The sequence below is a fragment of the Streptomyces sp. TP-A0874 genome, assembly GCF_001748085.1.
Lineage (GTDB): Bacteria > Actinomycetota > Actinomycetes > Streptomycetales > Streptomycetaceae > Streptomyces.
In genome coordinates, this window is the sequence record NZ_BBZK01000009.1 from 257,147 (window position 1) to 280,665 (window position 23,519).

16 protein-coding genes and 4 pseudogenes are annotated in these 23,519 nt (G+C 69.7%); 13 read left to right on the plus strand and 7 right to left on the minus strand.

Features of this window, described 5'->3' with window-relative positions; translation table 11 throughout:
• Positions 1-233: 233 nt before the first annotated feature.
• The 5 genes from BGP73_RS17060 (at position 234) to BGP73_RS17080 (ending at position 6,700) form a co-directional block, all read left to right on the plus strand.
• The gene (locus BGP73_RS17060) at positions 234-1,475 is read left to right on the plus strand and encodes a sugar ABC transporter substrate-binding protein (RefSeq protein ID WP_069815775.1); all 1,242 of its coding nucleotides are present in this window, start codon (positions 234-236) and stop codon (positions 1,473-1,475) included.
• Positions 1,476-1,481: 6 nt separating this feature from the next.
• Complete coding sequence (locus BGP73_RS17065; RefSeq protein ID WP_069815777.1) at positions 1,482-2,396, plus strand: carbohydrate ABC transporter permease; 915 nt, start codon at positions 1,482-1,484, stop codon at positions 2,394-2,396.
• Positions 2,393-3,214, plus strand: coding sequence for a carbohydrate ABC transporter permease (locus BGP73_RS17070; RefSeq protein ID WP_069815779.1), 822 nt, complete (start codon positions 2,393-2,395; stop codon positions 3,212-3,214). The genes BGP73_RS17065 and BGP73_RS17070 overlap by 4 nt, the downstream gene beginning before the upstream one ends.
• A 44-nt stretch (positions 3,215-3,258) precedes the next feature.
• Complete coding sequence (locus BGP73_RS17075; protein WP_069815781.1) at positions 3,259-5,097, plus strand: GH39 family glycosyl hydrolase; 1,839 nt, start codon at positions 3,259-3,261, stop codon at positions 5,095-5,097.
• A 121-nt stretch (positions 5,098-5,218) separates the two neighbouring features.
• Positions 5,219-6,700 (plus strand): glucoamylase family protein, encoded by a 1,482-nt coding sequence (locus tag BGP73_RS17080; RefSeq protein ID WP_069815783.1) that lies wholly within the window; start codon positions 5,219-5,221, stop codon positions 6,698-6,700.
• Positions 6,701-6,835: 135 nt separating this feature from the next.
• Here BGP73_RS17080 and BGP73_RS17085 read toward each other — a convergent pair whose 3' ends face one another.
• From BGP73_RS17085 to BGP73_RS17105, 5 genes are all read right to left on the minus strand, one after another.
• Positions 6,836-9,511, minus strand: a complete 2,676-nt coding sequence (locus BGP73_RS17085) for a SpoIIE family protein phosphatase (RefSeq protein ID WP_244501246.1) — start codon at positions 9,509-9,511, stop codon at positions 6,836-6,838.
• A 231-nt stretch (positions 9,512-9,742) separates the two neighbouring features.
• On the minus strand, positions 9,743-10,162 hold the full coding sequence (locus BGP73_RS17090; RefSeq protein ID WP_107474065.1) for an ATP-binding protein: 420 nt from the start codon (positions 10,160-10,162) through the stop codon (positions 9,743-9,745).
• Positions 10,163-10,472: 310 nt separating this feature from the next.
• Positions 10,473-10,655, minus strand: coding sequence for an SPOR domain-containing protein (locus tag BGP73_RS17095; RefSeq protein ID WP_069815785.1), 183 nt, complete (start codon positions 10,653-10,655; stop codon positions 10,473-10,475).
• Positions 10,656-10,918: 263 nt separating this feature from the next.
• Complete coding sequence (locus BGP73_RS17100) at positions 10,919-11,671, minus strand: GntR family transcriptional regulator (protein ID WP_069815787.1); 753 nt, start codon at positions 11,669-11,671, stop codon at positions 10,919-10,921.
• Positions 11,672-12,089: 418 nt separating this feature from the next.
• The gene (locus BGP73_RS17105; protein ID WP_069815789.1) at positions 12,090-13,136 is read right to left on the minus strand and encodes an iron-siderophore ABC transporter substrate-binding protein; all 1,047 of its coding nucleotides are present in this window, start codon (positions 13,134-13,136) and stop codon (positions 12,090-12,092) included.
• A gap of 342 nt (positions 13,137-13,478) precedes the next feature.
• Here BGP73_RS17105 and BGP73_RS17110 point away from each other — a divergent pair, with 342 nt between their 5' ends.
• From BGP73_RS17110 to BGP73_RS17120, 3 genes and pseudogenes are all read left to right on the plus strand, one after another.
• Positions 13,479-14,540 (plus strand): FecCD family ABC transporter permease, encoded by a 1,062-nt coding sequence (locus BGP73_RS17110; RefSeq protein WP_079127607.1) that lies wholly within the window; start codon positions 13,479-13,481, stop codon positions 14,538-14,540.
• Positions 14,540-15,625: a FecCD family ABC transporter permease gene (locus BGP73_RS17115; protein WP_069815925.1), complete on the plus strand. Its 1,086-nt coding sequence runs from the start codon at positions 14,540-14,542 to the stop codon at positions 15,623-15,625. The genes BGP73_RS17110 and BGP73_RS17115 overlap by 1 nt, the downstream gene beginning before the upstream one ends.
• A 370-nt stretch (positions 15,626-15,995) precedes the next feature.
• Positions 15,996-16,798: pseudogene (locus BGP73_RS17120) on the plus strand (transposase family protein).
• A gap of 168 nt (positions 16,799-16,966) precedes the next feature.
• Here the strand turns inward: BGP73_RS17120 and BGP73_RS17125 are convergent.
• Positions 16,967-17,327, minus strand: a pseudogene (locus BGP73_RS17125) (DNA-binding protein).
• Between the two features lie 41 nt (positions 17,328-17,368).
• On the opposite strand from BGP73_RS17125, the pseudogene BGP73_RS23780 reads away from it, so the two are divergent.
• The 4 genes and pseudogenes from BGP73_RS23780 to BGP73_RS17140 form a co-directional block, all read left to right on the plus strand.
• A pseudogene (locus BGP73_RS23780) lies at positions 17,369-17,557 on the plus strand (transposase); the annotation flags it as partial.
• A gap of 103 nt (positions 17,558-17,660) precedes the next feature.
• Positions 17,661-18,425 (plus strand): DDE-type integrase/transposase/recombinase, encoded by a 765-nt coding sequence (locus BGP73_RS17130; RefSeq protein WP_107474066.1) that lies wholly within the window; start codon positions 17,661-17,663, stop codon positions 18,423-18,425.
• Positions 18,334-19,752, plus strand: coding sequence for an IS30 family transposase (locus tag BGP73_RS17135; RefSeq protein WP_079127609.1), 1,419 nt, complete (start codon positions 18,334-18,336; stop codon positions 19,750-19,752). The genes BGP73_RS17130 and BGP73_RS17135 overlap by 92 nt, the downstream gene beginning before the upstream one ends.
• A gap of 4 nt (positions 19,753-19,756) precedes the next feature.
• A pseudogene (locus BGP73_RS17140) lies at positions 19,757-20,050 on the plus strand (IS3 family transposase); the annotation flags it as partial.
• 17 nt (positions 20,051-20,067) lie between these two features.
• On the opposite strand, the gene BGP73_RS17145 reads toward BGP73_RS17140, so the two are convergent.
• On the minus strand, positions 20,068-20,535 hold the full coding sequence (locus tag BGP73_RS17145; protein WP_139134579.1) for a hypothetical protein: 468 nt from the start codon (positions 20,533-20,535) through the stop codon (positions 20,068-20,070).
• 1,479 nt (positions 20,536-22,014) lie between these two features.
• Between BGP73_RS17145 and BGP73_RS17155 the strand changes: the two genes are divergently transcribed.
• Positions 22,015-23,508, plus strand: coding sequence for an ATP-binding protein (locus BGP73_RS17155; RefSeq protein ID WP_244501239.1), 1,494 nt, complete (start codon positions 22,015-22,017; stop codon positions 23,506-23,508).
• Positions 23,509-23,519: the final 11 nt, after the last annotated feature.

Sequence of the window (23,519 nt, forward strand, 5' to 3'; positions counted from 1 at the left end):
TCCTGCTCACCGCCCGAAGGCGACTGCGGGCGGCCCTCGGGGGTGCACAGGAAGCGCCGGAGCGCAGGGTTACGCCGGACCCGTTACCCAAGCGTGATCTGAATGACTCTTGCGCCTTCCGAACGCCTGCAACAGAGTGATGTATGCGCTTACAAGAGCCCGCCAGGCTCAAGCATCCGCCGGACACCGCAGCCGAACGCACCGGCCTCCCGGAGCTCGAGGAGGAGCCCCCCATGCACCGCACCCCCCGACTCACCGCAGCCGTCGCCGCCACCGCGGCGACCCTCGGCCTCTGCTCGTGCGGGGCTTCGAAGGGCGAAGAGGTCGCCGCCGACGCCAAGCAGACGCTCACCGTCTGGGCGATGGGCACCGAGGGGCAGAAGCTCCAGGCGGTCGCCGAGGCCTACGAGAAGAAACACCCCAACATCACGGTGAAGGTCACCCCGATCGGCTGGGACACCGCCCACCAGAAGCTGGTCTCCTCCGCCGCCGCCGGCACCCTCCCGGACGTGGCCCAGATGGGCTCGACCTACATGGGCGAGTTCGCCGACCTGGGTGTCCTCGAACCCGTCGACACCAAGGCGTTCCAGGCCGCCGACTTCTTCCCCGCCTCCTGGGAGAACAACGTCATCGACGACACCGCCTACGGGGTCCCCTGGTACGTCGACACCCGGGCGCTGTTCTACCGCACCGACCTGGCCGAGAAGGCCGGTGTGACCAAGGCCCCGACCGACTGGCGGGAGCTGTCCGCTCTCGCCACCGCCTACCAGGAGAAGGCCGGCACCAAGTGGGGGATATCCCTCCAACCCCGCGGTCTGGACACCTGGCAGAGCTGGCTGCCCTTCCTCTACTCCACCGGCGGCGAGCTGGTGAAGGACGGTGAACCCGCGCTCGACAGCCCGGCCACGGTCCGGTCCCTCACCGAGTACGGCTCGTACTTCGACAAGGGCCTGGCCAAGAAGAGCGTCTCCCCCGGCTACGACGTGCTGAAGGACTTCAACACCGGCGCGGTGCCGATGTTCCTCTCCGGCCCCTGGCACGTCACCGCCCTGAAAGAGCAGTACCCGCAACTGGACGGCGAGTGGGCGGTAGCCGAGGTGCCGGGCGACACCTCCGGCACCTCCTTCTCCGCCGGCTCCAGCCTGGTCACCTTCCGGGACAGCGCGCACAAGGCGGCGGCCGAGGAGTTCATCTCCTACCTGACCTCCACCGAGCAGCAGACCGATTGGTACCGGCGGACCGGTGACCTCCCCGCCCGGCAGGCCGCCTGGGAGCAGGGCGCACTCGCCGACGACCAGGACCTCAAGGTCTTCGGCGCCCAGATGAAGACGGCCAAGGCAGTGCCCGCCCTGGCCAAGTGGGCCGAGTTCAGCGCCGAGCTGGACACCGCGATCGAGAAGGTCAGCCAAGGCGCGGCCACCCCCGAGAAGGCCGCCGCCCAGGCCCAGTCGGCGGCCTCCGGTCTCGCGGAGTAGGCAGCGGTGAGCTCCGTCGCCCGAATAGCCAGGCGGGGCGGCCGCGGTACGCGCCACCTCGCCGGCTGGCTGTTCTCCACGCCCTTCCTGCTGTTCTTCACCGCCTTCATGGCGCTGCCCATCGTCGCCACCCTGGTGATGAGCTTCACCGACTTCGGGTTGCGCAACGTCACCGACCCGTTCTCCGCCGAGTTCATCGGCCTGGCCAACTACACCCGGCTCTTCTCGGACGAGAAGTTCCTCCGGGCGCTCGGCAACACGGTCTACTTCGTGGCCGTGGGGGTACCGCTGACCGTCCTGCTCGGCATGGGCGTCGCCACCCTGCTCAACTCGGGGGTCGACCGGATGCGCACCGTCTTCCGGATGGGCTTCTACGCCCCGGTGGTCACCAGCATCGTCGCGGTCGCCGTGGTCTGGCGGTTCGTCCTCGACCCCGCCGACGGGCTGATCGCCGGCCTCGCCGCCGAACTGGGCCTGACCGCCCCCGACTTCCTCGGCTCCTCGACTCTCGCGATGCCCTCGCTGATCGCGATGGCCGTCTGGCGGAACCTCGGCACCGTGATGGTGCTCTTCCTCGCCGGGCTCCAGGCGATCCCCGGCGAGGTCCGGGAGGCCGCCCGACTGGACGGGGCCGGCCCCTGGCTGGAGTTCCGCCGCATCACCGTCCCCCTGCTCCGCCCCACCACGCTCTACGCCACCGTCATCACCACGATCGGCTATCTCAACGTCTTCGAGGAGCCGTTCGTCATGACCCAGGGCGGCCCCTCCGACAGCACGCTGACCGTCTCGCTGGCGATGTACCGGGAGGGCTTCGACTTCTTCCACATGGGCTACGCCAGCGCCATGGCCTACGTGCTCTTCGTGATCATCATGGCCGTCACGGTGCTCCAGCTCCGACTGCTCCGGGACAAGACCTCATGAGGGCCCGTGACACGCTGCGCCACGCCGTCGGCTGCGCCGGCCTGCTCGTCATGGCCGCCCCGTTCCTCTGGATGGCCCTCTCTGCCTTCAAGACCGCCCCGGACCTGGCCGCGAGCCCCCCGGTGTGGCTTCCGACGGAGTGGACGCTGGAGAACTTCCGGGAACTGCTGGACCGTCTCGACCTGCCGCTGTACTTCCTCAACTCCACGCTGGTCGCCACCGCGGTGACCCTCTCGAACCTGCTGTTCTGCTCGATGCTGGGCTACGCCCTGGCCAAGCTGGACTTCACCGGCCGCCGCCAACTCTTCGCGCTGGTGCTCGGGGCGCTGATGGTGCCCGGGAACCTGATGCTGCTCCCGCTGTTCGTGCTGATGAGCAAGGCGCGGCTGCTGGACTCCTACGCCGGGCTGGTGCTGCCGTTCGCGGCGGGGGCGTTCGGGGTCTTCCTGATGCGGCAGTTCATGTCGACCATCCCGGACGAGCTGCTGGAGGCGGCCAGGATCGACGGCGCCGGCGAGTGGTTCATCTTCTGGCGGATCGTGCTGCCGCTGGTCAGGCCGGCTCTGGCGACGCTCGCCATCCTCACCTTCCTCCAGTCCTGGAACAACTTCGTCTGGCCGCTGATCGCCACCAACGATCCGGACAAGTACACCCTCCCGGTCGCTCTGGCGACCTTCGCCACCGACCCCCACCGCGCGCACGGCTCCAACGGCGTGCTGATGGCCGGCTCCTTCCTCGTGGTCCTCCCGGTGCTGCTCGTCTTCGCCGTGCTCCAGCGCCACTTCACCCAGAACATCGCGACCGCCGGCCTCAAGTAACCGCCCTTCCACCCGCACGCCCCGAAGAACAGGTCTGCCACACCATGAGTGAGAAGTCCGAAGCCCGGGTCGACTGGGAGCAGCGCATCGGCGCGCCCAGCGACACCCGTCTCACCACCACCGGGGAGCTTCCCCCGCCCCGCGGGCTGGTCGCCCGTGAGGGCACCGGCCATGTGTCGCTCGACTGGTCCGCCGTCCCCGGCGCGCTGGGCTACCTGGTGCACCGGGCCGACTCCGCGGACGGCCCCTTCACCCCGCTGGACCACTTGGGCGGCGACGTCCTGGCCGTACCGCACCCGCCGTACGCGGACACCCTCGCCGAGACCGGCCGACGCTACTGGTACACCGTCGCCAGTTGGTCGGACTCCGGCCCCGGCCCGCAGTCCGCCCCGGTCAGCTGCGCCACCCGGCCGGCGGGCCCCGCACCCGCCGGGGTCGAGGTCGCCGTCGACGCGGGCGCGGAGCCGACCGAGCTGCCCGGCGTCTGGCGGCGGATGATCGGCGCCGAGCACCTCTCGCTGCTCGTCTGGGACGGTCCCGGTCCCGGCGGCTCCGACGTGGCCCGCGAGTACGCCGAGGCGCTGGGCATCGTCCGCGACGAGATCGGGGTGGCATCGGTCCGGGCCCACGGCACCTTCCTGCCGGAGACCGTCACCGTCCGGCCGGACGGCTCCTTCGACTTCTCCGGCCTCGACGCGGTGTACGACCGGTTCCTGGCCACCGGCCTCAAGCCGGTGGTGGAGCTCTCCTTCATGCCCAGGGAGCTGGCCGCCGATCCCGAGTACACCGTCTTCGACTACCGGGCGCTGGTCTCCACCCCCGCCGACTGGGAGCGCTGGGGCGACCTCTGCCGCGAGCTCACCAGCCACCTCTGCGAGCGGTACGGCGCCGACACCGTCGCCGAGTGGGAGTTCGAGGTCTGGAACGAGGCCAACCTGGAGGTCTTCTGGAACGGCACCCAGGCCGACTACCACCGCCTCTACGAGGTGGCCGTCCGGGCGGTGAAGTCGGTGGAGCCCCGCATCCGGGTCGGCGGCCCCTCCTCGGCGGCGGCCGGCTGGGTCGGCGCCCTGCTGGAACACTGCGCCGGCACCGACACCCCGATCGACTTCGTCTCCACCCACACTTACGGAAACGCGCCGCTCGACTTCCGTCCGCTGACCCGGGCCTTCGCGGCCGCGACGGGCCGCGCCGAGCCCGAGATCCTGTGGACCGAGTGGGGGGTGACCCCCACCCATTTCAACCCGATCAGCGACGCGGTCTTCGCCGCCCCCTTCGTACTGCGCGGGATGAAGAGCGCGCTGAGCTCCACCGACTGCCTGGCCTACTGGGTGGCCTCCGACCAGTTCGAGGAGCTCGGCTGGCCGCCGCGGCTCTTCCACGGCGGATTCGGTCTGCTGACCGTCGGCAATCTCCGCAAACCCCGTTTCTGGGCGCTGTACCTGCTCTCCCAGTTGGCCGGTGGCCGGATTCCCGCCCGGGTCACCGGGGACGGTGCCGAGGCGCTGGTGGAGGCGTTGGCCACCCGTGCCGAAGGGACCGTCGACGTACTGCTGTGGAACGGCACCCTCGACCAGTCCAAGCTGGACGGCTCGGCGGTGCTGGACCGGTCCGTCACACTGCGGCTGACGAACCTGGAGCCCGGCACCACCTACTCCGTGCGCTCGCACCGGGTCGACCAGGAGCACGCCAACATCCAGGCGGTCTGGGAGAGGTTGGGGGGCGGTGCCTGGCCGGACACCGACCAGTGGGAACAGCTGCGCGCCGCCGACCAGTTGCCCGCCGAGGAGCTGCCGACGGCCACCGCCGCCCCGGACGGCACCGCAGAGCTCACGATCACGCTGCCCAACCCGGGCATCCGTTTCCTCCGCCTGTCCAGCTGAGAGCGGGTGCCGTCCGGTCCGCACCCGGGCGGCACCCGCCCCTCCCCCGGAGCGGCGAGCACGTCCTCCGGAAGCCCGGCCTCCAGCCGACCGTCCTCTCACCCTCAAGGAGTTCGGACCCATGCACCGACGGACTTTCCTCTCGGCCGGTACCGCCGCCGCCGCGACCGCCGCGCTGAGCGCCGCCGCCCCCGCCTCCGCGACCACCCGGGCACCCCGCCCGGGCGCCGCCGACCAGCGCCTCCTGATGGGCTGGTTCCGTGACACCTACCGCTCCATCGAAGCCATGACCACCGGCCTCGGGCTGCCCGCCGACACCATCGAACTCGACCCGGCCGGCCGCCGACCGCCCCGCCCGTCCGAGAACACCTCCCCCACCAACATCGGCTGCGGCCTGTGGAGCGCGGTCGCCGCGCACGGCCTCGGCCTGCTCAGCGCCGGGCAACTGCACGCCCGGCTCGACCGCACCGTCGGCGCCGTCGAGGGGCTCCACCGCGAGCACGGCTTCTGGCTGAACTGGTACGACCCGCACACCGGGGAGGTGCTCACCGAGTGGCCCGGCACCGGCGAACCGGTGCGCCCGTTCCTCTCCTCGGTGGACAACGCCTGGCTGGTGGCCGGGCTGCGGATCGCGGCCCACACCGACCCCCTGCTCCGGCCGCGCGTCGAACGGCTGCTCGCCGACGCCGACTGGTCGTACTTCTACACCCCCTACCGCGCCGACGACCCGGTCGGCCACCCGGGCCAGCTGCGCGGCGGTGTCTGGACGGACACCGAGGAGCCGACCGCCCACCACTACGGCGCTCTCAACACCGAACCGCGGATGGCCAGCTACCTCGGCATCGCCGACGGCAGCCTCCCCGGTGAGCACTACTGGCACCTCTTCCGCACCCTGGAGCCCGGCAACGGCCAGGAGCAGACCCCGCTCGGCTCCTGGGCGACGGTGGACGGCTTCCCGGTCTGGCGGGGGCACTACGAGCACCGCGGCCGCAAGCTGGTCCCCACCTGGGGCGGTTCGATGTTCGAGGCGCTGATGGTGCCGCTCTTCGTCCCCGAGCCGCAGTGGTCCCCGGACTCCTGGGGGCTGAGCCACCTGCACACCGTGCGGTCCCACATCGACCACGGGCTGAAGGAGGCGCGCTACGGCTACTGGGGCTTCTCCCCCTGCAACGTGCCGGAGGGCGGCTACCAGGAGTACGGCGTCGACGCGATCGGTATGAACCTCGACGGCTACGCCTCCAACACCGACCGCACCTTCACCGAGGAGGGCGCGCCGCCGCCCCCCGCCTCGGCCTACACCAACGGCGTGGTCACGCCGCACGCCTCCTTCCTGGCGCTGCCGTACGCGCCGTCCCGGGTTCTGGACAACCTCCGGGGGCTGGCCCGGGACTTCGGCGCCTACCGGGACGGGCTCGGCTTCCGGGACTCGGTCAACGTCCGCACCGGCCGGGTCAGCGACTTCATGCTCGCCCTCGACCAGGGCATGATCATCGCAGCGCTGGCCCAGCAGCTCCGCCCCGGCCTACTGCAGGGCCCGTTCCGCAGTGGTGGATTCGCCACCCGGGTGAAGCCCCTGCTGCGCCGGGAGCGGTTCGGCATCTGACGCTTCGGACGGGGGGCCGCGGTAGGCGCCGCCCCCCGTCCGCGTCGGCGGCGACCGGGCGACTCGGTGTCCGGCACCCGCACCCTCGTCTTGTGACAGCTGGCCATGGGCCCCGCGTCGAGCCCTGAGGGGCCCTTACAGCACGGCCTTCAGGAACTCCGTCGGATCGGACGTCTCCGCCTGCCCGTCGGGCAGGTCCAACTCGAACCAGACCGTCTTGCCGCGCGGTGTGCGCCGGCTCCCCCATCCGTTGCTCAGCAGATCGACGAGTTGCAGCCCACGGCCCCCCTCGTCGGTGTCGCGGGCCCGGCGACGGCGCGGCTGGACCAGCCCCCCGTCCCATACCTCGCAGACCAGGGTGCGGTCCAACAGGAAGCGGAGCCTGATCTCCCCCTCGCCGTACCGCAGGGCGTTGGTCACCAACTCGCTGACGAGCAGTTCGGTGGTGTCGGCCAGCGGGCCGAGGCCCCAGGAGGCCAGCTGCCCCCGGGCCAGCTCCCGGGCCTGGGCGACGGACTGCGGGTCCCGCGGCAGCCGCCAGTCGCCGACCGCCTCGGCCGGCAGCCCCTGGACCCTGGCCAGCAGCAGCGCGATGTCGTCCTCGCCGTGGCGGGTGTCGAGCCGGCCCAGCACCTGGTCGCAGACGTCCTCCAGCGGCCGCCCCGAGTTGGTCAGCGCGCTCCGGAAGGCCACCAGTCCCTCGTCCAGGGTCTGGTCCCGGGACTCCACCAGGCCGTCGGTGTAGAGGGCGAGGAGCGCACCGTCCGGAAGCTCGACCTCCACCTCCTCGAAGGGCTCACCGCCCACCCCGAGCGGGATTCCGGCCGGCACCTCGAGCATCAACGCCTGCTCACCGCTGCCCGGGTCGACCACCGCCGGCGGCAGATGGCCCGCGTTGGCGAACGTACAGCGCCGGGTCACCGGGTCGTAGACGGCGTAGACGCAGGTGGCCAGGTAGACCTCCGAGAGATCCGAGCCGCCGCCGGCGCCGCCCCGACCGCTCCTGCCACCGCGCTTCCCGGACCGTCCGCCGCCGGCGCCGGCGGGGGCCCCCAGTCCGCGGGCGATCTCGTCCAGCGCCGAGAGCACCTCGGCAGGCTCCAGGTCGAGCAGCGCCAGCGTACGGACCGCGGTACGCAGCTCCCCCATCGCGACGGCCGCCCGCAGTCCCCGGCCCATCACGTCGCCGACCACCAGCGCGGTGCGGTGGCCCGGCAGCTCGATGACGTCGAACCAGTCGCCGCCCACCTCCGTCGCGGTGGTTCCGGGAAGGTACCGGCAGGCGATGTCGAGTCCGGCCGCCTCCGGGTCGCCGGGCGGCAGCAGGCTGCGCTGGAGGATCAGCGCCCGTTCGTGTTCCAACCGGTAGAGCCGGGCGTTGTCGATGCAGACCGCGGCCCGCGCCGCGAGTTCACCGGCCAGCGCGATGTCCCGCTCCCCGAAGGGTTCGCTGCCCTTGGTGCGGGCGAACTGGGCCAGACCCACCACCGTGTCGTGCGCCGTGATCGGGACCGCCAGGGTGGACTGGACCACCACGCCGAGCTCCGGTCCGTCGTCACTGTCCTGACCGGGGATGACTTTCGGCTGTCCGGTGCGCAGGGCCTCGGCGCACGGCGAGTGGAAGGGGTAGCGGTGCACGGCTCCGACGGTCACCGGGCCGGAGGTCGCCGGACACCGGCCGTGCTCACCGCTTGCCCCGGCACTGTCTCCGGCCGTCCGCGGGTCGGCCCCGGCCCTGGGGTGGACCACTCCGTTCCGCCGCTCCGCCGCCGCTCCGCCGCGTTGGGCGCCGCAGGCGCCGTCGCGGTCGGTGCTCCACGGCATGGGAGCGTCGGAGACGGCGCTGGCGAAGGCGACCCGGCGCAGTTCGGCGCTGCCCTCCTCCAGACCGATCCGGCCCACCCCCGCGGCCAGCGCTGTGTCGTCGCTGGTCAGCAGCGCCTGGTACAGATCGACGGAGGCGAGGTCGCAGAACTGCGGTACGGCGACGTCCAGCAGTTCACGCGCGGTGGTCTCGAGGTCGAGGGAGTTGCCGATCCGCGCCCCCGCGGCGTTGAGCAGCGCCAGGTTGCGGCGGGCGCTGGCCGCCTCCCGCTCGGCGTTCCGCCGCTGGGTGATGTCGTTGCCGAGACAGGCGACGCCGATCGGCCGCCCGGAGGTTCCGTGCAGCCGGTAGAGACTGAGCGACCAGCGGCGCCGCTCCGAGCTGCCCGGAGGGGTTCCCACGAGCTGGAGGTCGATGACCGGTTTTCCGCTCTCCAGCACCTGGCGGAGCGCGGCGGAGAGCCGTTCCGCCTCACCGCGCTGGAGGAAGTCGGCCGGTCCCCGGCCCCGGTGGGACTGCGGGGTGCCGCCGAAGACGGTGGCGAAGCGTTCGTTGACCCGCATGAGCCTCAGCGCGGTGTCGAAGAGCATGAAGCCCATCGGAGACTGTCCGAAAACGGCCTGCGAGGCCGCCAGGTCCGTCTCGATCTGCCGCAGCGCCCGTACGTCCACCACGATGCAGAGCGCACCCCGCTCGCCCCGCGCGGTCCGGGAGGGCATCAGGTAGATCTCGGCGAACCCCCGCTGGCCCGGCTCCCTCGGGAGTTGGAAGGGCACGTGCCCGATCCACTCCCGGCCGTCCATGATCTGGTCGAGCGTGTTCCGTCCGGCCGGCCGCAGCTCCTCCGGCAGGAAGGCCTCGACGGGGTCCCTGCCGACCACCTCCTGCGCGCGGATGCCCAGCAACTGCGCGGCCCGCTCGCTCCACTGCTCCACCCGCCCGTCGGGGCCGAGGGAGAAGGAGGCCACCTGGATGTGGTCGTACATCGACCCGGGCGGACTGTTCCGCCACACCGGCGCGGCGCCCGTCGCCCCGGGCACCTGCGGCACCGCTGGTATCTCACCCACGCGCCCGTCCCCTCCAGCTCACCTCGCTCGGACCGGCTCTGCGCCGAGTATCCAGCACTCGGGCCGTCCCGACCACGGCCTGCACGATCACAGCACGATTTCACCTGCCGAGTCGAGCAGTGACCGGTAGTACCTCTGACCTCTTGTCTTCTAACCGGACAAGGCCAGCTCGAACCACACCGTCTTACCTGCTGCGGCGCGCCGGGTACCCCAGCGACGGGAAGCGAAGGCAACAAGCTGCAGCCCGCGGCCGCCTTCGTCCTCCGGAGCAGCGACCCGGGTCAGCGGTGGGTCGGGGAGCGGATCGGACACCTCGACCAGCAGTGTTCCGCCCGGAGTGCGCTCCATACGGAGCCCGATGGGGCCGCTGGCGTAGCGCTGGGAGTTGGTCACCAGTTCGCTCACCAACAGCACCGCCATATCGCCGACGGCACTGACCTGCCATTCCTGGAGGGTGGCGCGGACGGCGGCCCGGGCGCTGCGCACCGCGTCCGGAACCCCGGGGAAACTCCACTCCACGCTGCGGCCGAGGGGGTCCTGGTAGTCATCGCGGACAGGCGTCGGCATCATCGGGTATTCCGGGGCCCCTGCGGTTTCGCTCACGCCGACCACTTCCAGACCACTGACGACTAACAGATCCCACTGTCCGCTTTATGTGGATTCGCGGGACGATTAGTCATCACATACCCGATAGCGGCCTGGGCTACCGCAAGGTGTGGAGCGCAGTGGCACCAATGGCGCAGCGATGGGACCAGCCGGGCTAACGGCCGGCGGGCAGGCGGAAGGACGAGGGCCCGGGATTCACCAGCGATCGGGGCGGACCGAGGAGCCGTCCCGACCGCCATCCGCCGACACCCGCGGGGGGAGTCGCGCGAGCGGCTCAGGAAACGCGCCCCGCGACCCGCTCGACCGTGTAGAGCCGCTCCCCGCCCTGGCCGTCCAGCCGCTCGGCGACCTTCTCCGCCTCCGACCGGCTGGCGTAACTGCCGACCCGGTAGCGATTTCCGTTCCCGTCGTGGCGTATGACGACCCACGGCAGGGCGGGGTCGCCGCCGGCCGTCACGCGGCCTCCGTCGCGACTCCGCGCACGGTGGCGCGCCGGGCCTCGAAATCGTGGAAACCTGCACTCCGCATATGCCGGAGCCTACGCCCGAGTTTCACTCGGCGGACACGAATTCACACCACAAGCAACTCGAAGCAAACACATCCGGCCAGACATTCGAGTTTGGACTTTCCCCTCCACCGCCCCGCCAACCAGGCTCCCGCGGTCTCCGGCGGAGTCCGCCCGGTCGGACGGCAGGCACCCCCGGAGACCGCGGCGGACCGTCATCTGACCGGCAGGTGGTACGAGATCCGGAACCGGTCGGCAGGCACCACCACATCGGCGGTCTCCACCGGGCGACCAGAGGCGTAGAAGGTGCGGAAGACGACGATCACCGCGTGGCCGGGCACTCCGCCCAGCGCCAGCAGTTCCTCCGCCAGCCCCGGCCTGGCCCCGACCTCCTCCACGACGTTGTCCACGACCACATCGATGGCGGCCATCCGGTCCACCACCCCGCGACCGGCCAACGGCCCCTCCTCCGGCAGCATCACGGGCGTCCGGCCGGTGAGCGCCAACGGCTCCCAGGAGGTGACGAGCATGATCGGCTCGCCCTCGCAGCGGTAGAGGTAGCGGGTGCGCATCACCCTCCCCCCGGACTCGATCCCCAGCCGTTCCGCCACCGCGGGCGCGGCCGTCTCCTGTTCGCTGCCGGACTCCCAGGCGCCCTTCATCTGGTCGTCGGCCTGTTCCTGGCGGAAGGGCGTCCGGTCACCCGCCGGCCGGAAGCCCGTCCGGGCGATCCGTCTGGGCACCGGACGATCACGCACGTAGGTCCCGGATCCGGAGCGCCCCTCCACCAACCCCTCGGCCATCAGCACCTTGCGCGCCTCGAGCGCCACGGTGTCGGAGACCCCGTACTCGGACCGGATACGCGCCTGGGAAGGCAGCCGGGTGTGCGGCGGCAACGACCCGTCAACGATCTTCCGCCGCAGGTCCCCGGCGACCCTGAGATAGGCCGGCTGCTCACCAAAAGACATGTGCCCCTCCCACAGCTGGCAGTAGAAGCTTCCGAACCAACGACGCACCGCTCCACAGTTATTGGACAGCCTGTTGACAACGAGCATCAGACTGACGACTCTCGGTGTTCACCGCAAGCAAAGGCCAGGACATCACTTGATGTGATGATGTTTCCGTCTTGCCGCTATGAACAGGCCTATCACCGGGGATGCGCCGACTTGCGAGCGGCGGCCGAGAGGCCCGGAGCCCTTCGGGATCTTCACGGTCCGGAAACAGACGTCGTTGCCGAGAGCCCGGTGTGGGACCAGGAGCACCGCGCCGCCCCCGGGCGCGGACGCCGATGAAGGCGTCCCCCGGGGGCGGCGATGGAAGGCCGGCGGTCCGTGCCGACCGGTCCCTGCTTCTTGCGGTGCGGCCCCTGTCGCCGAGGCCTCGCCGCTACTTCTTGAGGGCCTCGCTGAACATGGGGACCACCTTCTCCAGCGCGTAGGAGACGGCGAGCGGGGAGTCGGTGGCGAAGGCCAGGCTCAGCTCCGACTCGGGCTGGAAGACGACGACGTTGCCCTTCTTCACCGCCGGGATCTCCTGGAAGATCGGGTCCTTGGTCGCCTTGGACGACGGAACACCGATGGGGCCCAGGACCAGCAGGTCGGCGTCGAACATGCCGATGTTCTCGTGGGAGACGGTGGTGAAGAAGTTGGTTCCCGGGTTCTTCTCGACCTCGGGGTTGTTCTCGAAGCCCAGCCGTTCCAGGAAGTCCACCCGGCCACTGCCGCGGACGTAGGCTCCGTACCCCTCACTGGTGAGCGAGGCCGAGGTGACGGTCTTGCCCTTGAACTCCGGGTGGGCCTTGACGGCGGCCTTGAACTCGCCCTTCGTCTTCTTGATCAGCTCCTGACCCTCCTCGTGCAGGCCCAGGGCGTCGGCGACCATCGCGGCCTGCTGCTCCCAGTTGGTGCGGTAGGAGTCGCGGCCCTTCGGCACACCGACCGTCGGCGCGATCTTGCTGAGGTTGTCGTACCGCTTCTGGTCCCCACTGGAGCGGGTGTCGAGGATGAGGTCCGGCTGGAGAGCCGCGATCTTCTCGAACTCGGGCTCCAGGGTGCCGATCTTCTGCGGGGCCTTGTCGTACATGCCCTCGGCCCAGGGCCCGACCCCCTCACCGCCGAACTCCAGCCAGTCGCTCGCGCCCACCGGCTGGACCCCCAGCGCGAGCGCGGTCTCCGCGTCACCCCAACCCAGCGCCACGACACGCTTCGGCTGCTCCTTGATCACGACCTCGCCGAACTTCGTGGCGACCTTGGCCGGGAAGGTTCCCTTCGAGTCGACCTTGCCGGCGTCCTCGCCGCCGGTGTCCGGCGAGGAGGAGCAGCCCGTCAGTACGGCCAGCGCTCCCACGAGGACCGCGGCCGTCGCGCGGGGAGCGCGCAGAGGACGAGGGGCGGCGGAGCGGCGGGCTCGGGAGATGGCGAGAATCGAACGCATGCCGCTCAGGTTAGCCTCACCTCATCAGCGCCTCGGTGGCAGCGTCCCCAACAGCGGGGGCGGCAGAAAGCACGGAGACGTACGGGAGACACGGGCACAGCACTCGGCCGGGCTGCGTCCGCGGAGGGTTGACAACGCTTCGGCACTGTTAGGAGAGGCTTACCTCATGGCTGCTAGGGTGGCGGGCGCTCGTCATTCCGGGCCCCCGTCTGCGAGCGGTCCACGGTCCGCAGGCACGAGAAGCGACATGGTTGCGAACACCGACGACGCCCCTGCAAGTTCCGGACCACGTGTCCACCGAGTGGCCGCCCACCACGCCACCGACGAGGGGGCGGCACGCCGATGACCACCTCCCCTCCGGTCCCGGAGAGCGACGTCCACGAGTCACCTGGTTCCGGCGTCGCCCGGAACGGCGCCTTCCGCAGTGTCGGCTTCCTCCTCGCAGTAGCCCTGCTGGTCCTCGTCGCCCTGGTCAGCATCGCTGTCGGCTCCAAGAACATCGGCCTCCCGGCCGTGTGGGACGCGCTGTTCAGCCCGGCTCACGGGGAGAACAGCCGGATCGTCCGCGACCTGCGCGTGCCCAGGACGGTGGTCGGCCTCGTGGTCGGGGCCGCGTTGGGTGTGGCGGGCGGCCTGATCCAGGCTCTGACCCGCAACCCGCTGGCCGACCCGGGGATCCTCGGCGTCAACGCCGGCGCGGCGTTCTCCGTCGCCCTGGCGGTCGGCATGTTCGGGATCGCCTCGGTCTCGGTCTACATCTGGTTCGCGTTCGCCGGTGCCCTGCTCGTCACGGCCGCGATCTATCTGATCGGATCAGCCGGTCGGGGCCCCGCGGACCCGGTCAGGCTCGTGCTGGCGGGGGTCGCGCTCAGCGCGGTGCTGAGCGGGATCACCGTCACCATGACCCTGGTCGACCGGAAGACCTTCGAGCAGATGCGCAACTGGAACGCCGGGTCGTTCGTCGGTCGCGGCCTCGACGTGGTGGTGCCGGTACTGCCCTTCCTGGGGGTGGGGCTGCTCCTTGCGCTGCTGTCGGCGCGACGGTTGAACGCCATCGCGCTCGGCGACGACATCGCCACCGCACTGGGTGTCCCGGTGGTCGGCACCCGGATCATCGTGCTCGTCGCGGTGACCTTGCTGGCCGGCGGGGCCACCGCCATCGCCGGCCCGGTAGGGTTCCTCGGTCTCATGACCCCGCACATCGCCCGGTGGATCACCGGCCCCGACCAGCGCTGGATCCTGGCCTACACGGCGGTGCTCGCCCCCGTCGTGCTGCTGGTGGCGGACATCGCCGGCCGCCTGGTGATGCGGCCGGGCGAACTCCCGGTGGGGATCGTGACCGCCTTCGTCGGCGCCCCGGTGCTGATCGTGCTGATGCGACGGAGAAAGGTCAGCGGACTGTGATCACCCCCGAGCAGCAGGAGCGGCCCGCGAGCGGGACCGGGCCGAAGCGGGAGGGCGTCGGGCGCCGGACCGTGGTGCTGCGGCGCGGCGGCCTCTCCCTCCGCTTCGACGTCCGCACCCTCGCGGTGTGCGCGGTCCTCGCCGCCGCCTGCCTCCTGGTCGCGCTCGTCTCCCTGGCCAGCGGTGACTTCACCCTCAGCCTGCCGCAGGTCGTCACCGCCATCTTCGACGGCGGGGACTTCGCGCACACGGTCGTCGTCGAGTGGCGCATGCCCCGCATCCTGGCGGCCCTCGTCTTCGGCGCCGCGCTCGCGGTCAGCGGCGCGATCTTCCAGTCCCTGACCCGCAACTTCCTGGCCAGCCCGGACATCATCGGCTTCTCGACCGGTTCCTACACCGGCGCACTCGTCGTGATCATCGTCATCGGCGGCTCGTACCTGGAGGTCGCCGCCGGCGCGCTGGTGGGCGGCATGGCCACCGCGGCGGTCGTCTTCCTCCTCACCGCCCGGCGCAGCCTCCAGGGCTTCCGTCTGATCGTCGTCGGTATCGCGGTGTCCGCCATGCTCGCCTCACTGAACACCTGGATGATGCTGAGGGCCGAACTCGACGTGGCGATGACGGCCGCGGTCTGGGGTGCCGGCACGCTCAACGGCATCGGCTGGCAGCAGACCGGTACCGCATGCCTCGCCGTGGCCGTTCTCCTGGTACTCCTGGGGCAGCTGGTCCGACCGCTCCGGCAACTCGAGATGGGGGACGACGCCGCCCGGTCCCTCGGCGTCCCGGCGGAACCGGTCCGGCTCGGTCTGGTGCTGATCGGCGTCGCGCTGGTCGCGACGGTCTCCGCGGCGGCGGGCCCGATCACCTTCGTGGCACTGGCCGCTCCGCAGATCGCCCGGCGTCTGACGAAGACTTCCGGCCTCTCCCTGGCGCCCGCGGCGCTGCTGGGCGCCCTGCTGCTCAGCGCCTCGGACTACGCCGCCCAGCACGCGCTGTCCACGGCCCTGCCGGTGGGCGTGGTGACCGTCGTCATCGGCGGCTGCTACCTGGCGTGGATGCTCGTCCACGAGGCACGCAAGCGCCTGTGAGCGCGGTAGGGAGCGCTCCGCAGATGCTCACCTTCCACGGCAGAAAAGCTCCCTCCGATGACCAGGGACCCATCGCCACCCGCGGGCCCGCGGGCTGGTCCTGACCTGCGGTTTCATCGCTGGTCGCGTTGGCTGGCATGGTCGTGTGGTCCGCCCGGACGTCACCAGCATCTGGTGTGACAACGAATCCCCGATCCGCCCCCCATGTGGGACCGCGCCAACCCGGATCGCCTCTGGGAGTCCGCCTCAACAAGCCCTGGACGTTCCGCGACTCAACACGAAGAACAGTGAACCTCTTTCATCCTGTGCTGGCGGGTGAAATGGGCTGGTCAGCGGGTGTGGTGACGAGGCAGGGCCCCTCGTCGTTGGCGTGGTGATTCCACTCAGCACACCGGCGACCGAAGGGGCCCTGTTGGTTCCGTATCCTGCCACGCTCGACGTCCCGCATGAGCTCGTCGAGCATGTTGCCTGGCTGCTGTACGAGCACCGCCGCGCACGCGACACCCGCTGGCGGAAGCTCGGCTGTTTCGACCAGGCACTGCTCACGCTGGTCCGCCTGCGCAAGAACGAGACGTTCGCCCAGCTCGGCGCCGGGTTCGCGATATCGCAGGCCACCGCCTGGCGCTACGTGGACGAGGCCCTGGAGGTGCTGGCTTCCTGGGCCCCAGCTCTCCACGAAGCCCTCACCGGCCTCGATGAGGGCGACCACGTCATCGTCGACGGCACACTGCTCCCCACCGACCGCGTCCGCACCGATCAGCCGTACTACTCGCAGAAACACAAGAAGCACGGCATGAACGTGCAGGTCATCGCCCGCCCGGACGGCACACCCCTGTGGTTCTCCCGCGCGACACCCGGCCGCACACATGACCTGACCTCGGCCCGCGCCCACGGCATCGTCCAGGCCTGCCCGACCCGGCAGATCCTTGTGCTGGCAGACCACGCCTACCAGGGCGCCGGCGCCACCTTCCGCACCCCCACCACCACAGCGAACAGCCCGAGCACTACCAGCAGTTCAACCGCGACCACGCTCGACTCCGAGCCCCCGGCGAACGTGCCTTCGCCCGACTCAAGTCCTGGCGCATCATGCGCAGAGCACGCTCCTCCACACGTCATGTCAGCCGCACCGTCCAAGCCAACCACGTACTACTGACCTGCGACTATTCAGGATGAAAGAGGTTCACTGATCTCGCTCCTCGGTGAGGCGTGGCATACGCACACTCCATGATCAACCCTCAAGGTATCTTGTGACCGCGGAGTGCGGTTACGGCCACAATGCCCCTACTTCCGGGGCGGAGCAGACCGGGGTTACTGGCCTTACACACGGCGAAAAAAGGGAGATCACACCGCCACGAGCCGGACGCGATCACCGCACAGCTTGACCATGTCATCGGTATCGGAGGTCAACATGACCACAGGGCGATACTGCCGGTATCTGGCCTCGGCAACCACCGCATCGATCGCATACTTGTGCCGGTTCGAACCGGCATCCATCAGCAGCTTCGAGGTAGTTCTCGCTTCCTCACCGCACACCGGCGCTACGCGCAGCCCGGAGAGCACTCAGTTCAGGCGGGGACTTGTTCGTACGGGGGGTGGACTACCTCGATGGCGGCGAGCGCACTGATCACCCCTCGATGCCTCGCGAGCGCGCCTCAGTAATCAGAGCCACCCCCCGCGGGACTGCAGCATGGATAGGTGACACTTGACCTGGCTTGCTGAGAGGCGGCCTGGAAGCATGTTGTAGTGCCCGAGCCGTATCCGAAGGAGTTCCGCGAGGACGTCGTGCGGGTCGCGCGCAACCGCGAGCCCGGCGTCACACTGGAACCGGTTGCCGCCGACTTCGGCGTCCACCCGATCACGCTGTCGAAGTGGCTGCGCCGCGCCGACGCCGAGGAGGGCGCCGGGCCCGCACCGGTGTCGGGTGAGTCGGCCGAGCTGCGCGAGAGGCCCGCAAGCGCATCCGGCTCCTGGAGCAGGAGAACGAGGTGCTGCGCAGGGCTGCGGCGTATTTGTCGCAGGCAAACCTGCCGTCAAAATGATGTACCCGCTCGTCCGCGAGCTGGCCGCCGCCGATGCCCCTTGCCGGGTGCCGGTGGCGGTGACGTGCCGGGTACTCAATCTGGCCCGCCAGCCCTACTACCGGTGGCTGGCCTGCCTGGTCACCGATGCCGAGCTGGCCGAGGCGTATCGGGCCAACGCCCTGTTCGACGCGCACCGCGACGACCCGGAGTTCGGCCACCGTTTCCTGGCCGACGAGGCCCATGCGGCCGGTGAGCCGATGGCCGAGCGGACCGCCTGGAAGATCTGCCGTGACAACCGCTGGTGGAGCGTGTTCGGCAAGCGCAGAGGCCGGGGCAAGAATGCCAAGGCCGGCCCTCCGGTCCACGACGACCGGGTGAGGCGCGACTTCACCGCCGACGGTCCGAATCGGCTGTGGCTCACGGACATCACCGAGCACGCCACCGGCGAGGGCAAGCTGTATCTGTGCGCGGTCAAGGACGTGTACTCGGGCCGCATCGTGAGCTACTCCATCGACGCCCGGATGAAGTCCGGTCTCGCCGTGAGGGCCCTGGAATCCGCCGTCACCCGTCGCGGTCAGGTCGCCGGATGCATCGTGCATTCCGACCGTGGGTCGCAAGGTGGATTCAACCGGTCGTCGCAACACCTCGATCTCGGAGGTGTGCGACGTGGCCACGGCGGACTGGAGTTTGAAGACCAGCGATGTTCCGGAGGGGCGGCGTCGGCAGTGGCGCGCCGATCGTGCGCTTCGGCCAGCGATGCGTTCGCCGGGGCGGCCTGATCCGTCTCGGGTCGTACAGCGCCAGTTCTGGCAGCTGATCGCCACGGGGGTTACCACGGCGGAGGCGTCGCTGGCGGTCGGCGTGTCATGGCCGGTGGGCACGAGGTGGTTTCGTCACGCTGGCGGCATGCCTCCGATCTCGCTGGCCGAGCCCTCGGGCCGATACCTCACGTTCGAGGAGCGCGAGGAGATCGCCCTGCTCAGAACCCAGGACAAGGGCGTGCGTGAGATCGCCCGCACGCTCGGGCGCGACCCGTCAACGATCTCGCGTGAGCTGCGTCGCAACGCCGCGACCAGGGGCGGCAAGCCGGTCTACCGTGCCGTGGTGGCTCAGTGGAAGGCACAGCAGGCTGCGAAGCGCCCGAAGACGGCCAAGCTGGTGGACAACGACTGGTTGCGTGAGTACGTGCAGGACCGGCTCGCCGGTGACGTGCGCCGACCCAACGGCACGGTCGTTCCCGGTCCCGCGACACCGCCGTGGAAGGGCCTGAACAAGCCCCGTCGCCAGGACAGGCGGTGGGCAACGGCGTGGAGTCCGGAGCAGATCGCCTCACGGTTGCGGGTCGACTTCCCAGATCATGAGTCCATGCGCATCAGTCATGAGGCGATCTACCAGGCGCTGTTCATCGAGGGGCGAGGCGCCCTCAAGCGCGAGCTGGTCACGTGTCTGCGCACGGGCCGTGCACTGCGGGAGCCAAGGGCGCGGTCCCAGAACACGCCGCAGGGCCACGTCACCACTGACGTCGTGCTCAGCGAGCGACCGGCCGAGGCCGGCGACCGTGCTGTCCCCGGCCATTGGGAGGGCGACTTGATCATCGGGACAGGCAGGTCGGCGATCGGCACGCTCGTCGAGCGCAGCAGCCGCTCCACGCTCCTGGTCCATCTGCCGCGGCTGGAGGGCTGGGGCGACAAGCCGTACGTCAAGAACGGGCCAGCGCTCGGCGGATACGGGGCCACGGCGATGAACGCGGCCCTGACGGAGGCGATGACCAAGCTGCCCGGGCAACTACGCAGGACCCTCACCTGGGACCGCGGGAAGGAGCTCTCCGGCCATGCCCAGTTCGCCTTGGAGAGCGGGACCAGGGTGTTCTTCGCCGACCCGCACTCGCCCTGGCAGCGACCAACGAACGAGAACACCAACGGGCTGCTACGACAGTACTTCACAAAAGGCACAGACCTGTCCCGGTGGTCCGCCGAGGACCTCGAAGCCATCGCATACGCACTCAACAACCGGCCCCGCAAGGTCCTCGGCTGGAAGACTCCCGCCGAAGTCTTCGAAGAGCAGCTACGCTCACTTCAACAACCCGGTGTTGCATCGACCGGTTGAACTCACCCAATTCCGCTCACGGAAATTCGTCGTCGTTCTCGCACGTCACAGCATGATCGGATCGATGGGGAGAGTCGGTGCCGCCGGCGACAACGCGGCCATGGACAGCTTCTTCGCGCTACTGCAGAACAACGTCCTCGACCGCCGCCCCTGGGCCACCCGCCAGGAGTTGCGGATCGCGATCGTGACCTGGATCGAGCGCACCTACCACCGACGCCGGCGCCAGAAACGCCTGGCCCGATTGACCCCCCTCGAGTACGAGACCATCAAGACCCCAGCCGCAGCCCTGGCTGCATAAACCCCGCTGTCACCCGATCATGCAGCAGTCCCGATGATCAACCGGACAGATCGACTACACGCATTGACCCTGCGTTCCGGGGCCAAATCCTGATACGACAGCTCGATGGCGGCAGCCACCGCCCGCTCCCCGGCCCACAGCTCGGCCAACCGGTCCCGGGCAGCGACCGGGCCCCCGTAAATCTTCAGAGTCCACGACGAGCGGTGCCTCAACCGGGCCGACAACAGGGAGATCAGCAGGGGCAGGAAGCCACACAGCTCGACAAGCTCCTGGACCACGCCGCGGTGGAAGGACTCCGCCGGCCGTCCGCTGAGCCGCACGAACAACTCGGCCGCATGATCAGGCGGCTGCGCCGCCACCGGCATCACGACCTCCTCACTCGCCGCAAGCCGCTTCCGATCCGTCACCAGCACCATGCTTTTCGGACCACCCGGCAGGAGCGGCTCCAACTGCCGTTGACTGGCCGCGTTGTCGAGGATGAGCAACGCCCGCCTCCCGGACAACCGTGTCCGCCACATCGCCCCCGCGCCTCGGTGACCGCACCGACATCACCTCCGGTCGGAATCTGCCCGACTGGCACCCCGGCCGCCGCGAGCAGCGAGGCGAGCGTCTCACCGGCCTGGACCGGACTCCGGCCGGTGGTGTGACCGTTGAGGTTGACGAGTTAGCCGTCGGGGAACCGGCCCACCATGAGGTGGGCAGCGTCCGCGGCGAAGGCGGACTTTCCGACGCCGGCCATGCCGTTCGATGACGTAGACGGGGAGGGGGTGGTTCTGCTCCTCCGCCTCCCTGACGGAGCTGCCCAGCGCCTCGAGTTTCGCGGTGCGGTCGGTGAAGGCCGCAGCGTCGCGGGGAAGGGGGCGGAGGACCTGGGCGGCACCGAGGGGTTCGGCGCCGGGTGAAGTACCGGACTGGGGTCGGCCCGCCCCGCTGAAGGCGCAGGTTCGTGGCGCTCGGAGAGTGCGGCCACAGTGACGGACCTGGCCACCAGTAGCCCTTCCAGCAACACGAAGGACAGCCTTGCATTCTGCTGGAACCATCCGAGCCAACGGGAGTCCGCGGACACGGCGTTGATGACGCGCCCAACGAGGAGTGTGGTGACGGCTCCGGCGGCGGACACCAAGACGATAGTGAAACCGCGCCGCGAGATCACGGGAGGGCCGCCTGACACGAGGTAGGACTGGAGGAACGAGCCCCCGGTAGGCCAAGCCAAGAACAACGCCCGTCACGAAGCCCCCTGATATCGACACCACGCACAAGAGTCCAATTGGAGGGACCTCGGTCACGAGCAGTAGAAGGTGTCCACTCGGGCGGCGCTGAGCGCGAGACTGAGCCCGCAACCCCGACATCGTTCCAACGGAACGTGTATGCCATCAGTTCAACGTAGCTAACGTCGTCCCTCAGATCATCGAGGACAGCTTCGATTCCGTCCGGGGCTGCGTTCTGCACGGCACGATCGATCAGGACGGCTTCTTCCTCCAGGCATTCTTCGGCATCACGCCAGCTGGGCAGTCCGAGGCACTGGTATTCGTCATGGTCGGTGAAGCCTCGGGCCACGACTTCCGTGCTCAGGTCGGTGAGAAGCGCGGCCCGGTCGTAGTGAGTGCTGACGTCCACATCGAACTCCGGGATCATGTCTCATGATGGCGAGCACACATCAGCAAATCGTCTGGTCATCAGTGAGTTCTGCTGACATCCGACACCCTGCCCTCACTGGAGTCGTCGCTGATCTGCGCACATGACCGGGGCAGGAGCTGCCAGCGAGGAGGAAACAGCTCAACGAAGGTGAGAGCGTGATGGTCGCCGTACTGGCGGGGCATCGGCCATGGCGTAACATCGCTCTCTACTTGGGGTCCAAGAGCGAGCCGACGGTTGGGGACCGCAGGCGGCAAACCGCTGACCGCGATTGTGTCCAACGGCCGTTGCGTTCCTTGTACGTCGTTCCAGGACCAGGAAAAGGGCCGGTGCCGGGGGGCAACATGAGGTACGACATCGCGGCCCCCGAGCCTGCTGGCATGGTGGCCTCGCTGAGCTCGCTGGGCTACTCCCTGCCTGCCGCCATCGCCGACCTCGTGGACAACAGCATCTCAGCGAAAGCCCGCAACGTCGACGTGGAGTTCGCCTGGAGGGGCAGGGATTCCTGGATCGCCGTGGTCGACGACGGGCGGGCCATGGACCAGGACGAGCTGGTCACGGCCATGACCGTGGCCGCGCGGGGGGCACACACGCCACGGTCGGCATCCGATCTCGGGCGGTTCGGCGTCGGTCTGAAGTCGGCGTCCTTCTCGCAGGCGCGCCAGTTGACCGTGTTGTCCAGAAAGGGCGGCCAAGAGCACGTCAGGGTGTGGGACCTCGACGCCGTCGAGCGCCATGGCGAGTGGCGTCTGCTGAGGGAGACCGACAACGAGACGGAGAGCGTGCTCCGGAGAATCCGTCCGAAGGGCGACAGCGGCACCGTCGTGCTGTGGCAACGTCTCAACGGGTACCACGCTGACGACGTCGTGGCCGACGACGAGGCGACGCAGAGGCAGTTCTACGCCGAGGCCAGCAGCACCGAGGCGCACCTGGCCATGGTGTTCGCGCGCTTCCTGACCGGCCGGGGCCGACGGAACCTCAGGGTGTCGGGAACTCCAGTAGAACCGTGGGACCCGTTCATGAGCGCGCACCCCTCGGTTCAGCCCCTGTCCGCCGAGGAACTCTCTGCGGGCATCGGGGGACTCGTGCGGGTGGAGGGCTTCGTGCTGCCCGGAGCACATCGTCTCTCGGCCGAGGAGTACGACCGGGCCGCAGGGCCTCAGGGCTGGTTGGACCAGCAGGGTTTCTACGTGTACCGGCGCAACCGGCTGATCCTCGCGGGCGACTGGCTCGGCCTCCCCAGGATGCGCCGGGAGGAGAAGTACAACCTCGCCCGCATCGCGGTGGACATTCCTGCCGAGTCTGATGCCGAGTGGGGTGTCGACGTCCGCAAGGCAAACGTGGTGCCACCGGTGTCCCTGCGACCGCACCTGCACCGGATCGCCCGTAACGCGCGCGGTAGGGCCGCGGACGTGCTGAGGTACCGGGGCAAGGTGGCCGCACGTACACACGGTGACCCCATGGTCCATGTGTGGTCCGTCCGCCGCCCCGACGGCCGACTGGTCTGCAGGATCAACCGCTCGCACCCGCTGGTCCAGGCGGTTCTTCGGCCAGGCGGTGCCCGTACCGAGGACGTGCACGCTCTGGTTCGCCTTCTCGAGGAGACGGTTCCGGTTACCACCCTGCGCGTGATGCACGAGACCGACGCCTGTGACGACCCTGAGCCATTCGGTGGTGCCGGCCCTGCCGACGATCAGGCGGTCGAGGTCGCGCAGCGAATCTACGAGTCGCTGGTGTCGGGCGGCCGTTCACCGTCCGCGGCCCGCGAACGGCTGAGGACCATAGCACCGTTTGACCAGTTGCAGGGGTTCTGGAGCAACTGACCCATCATGTC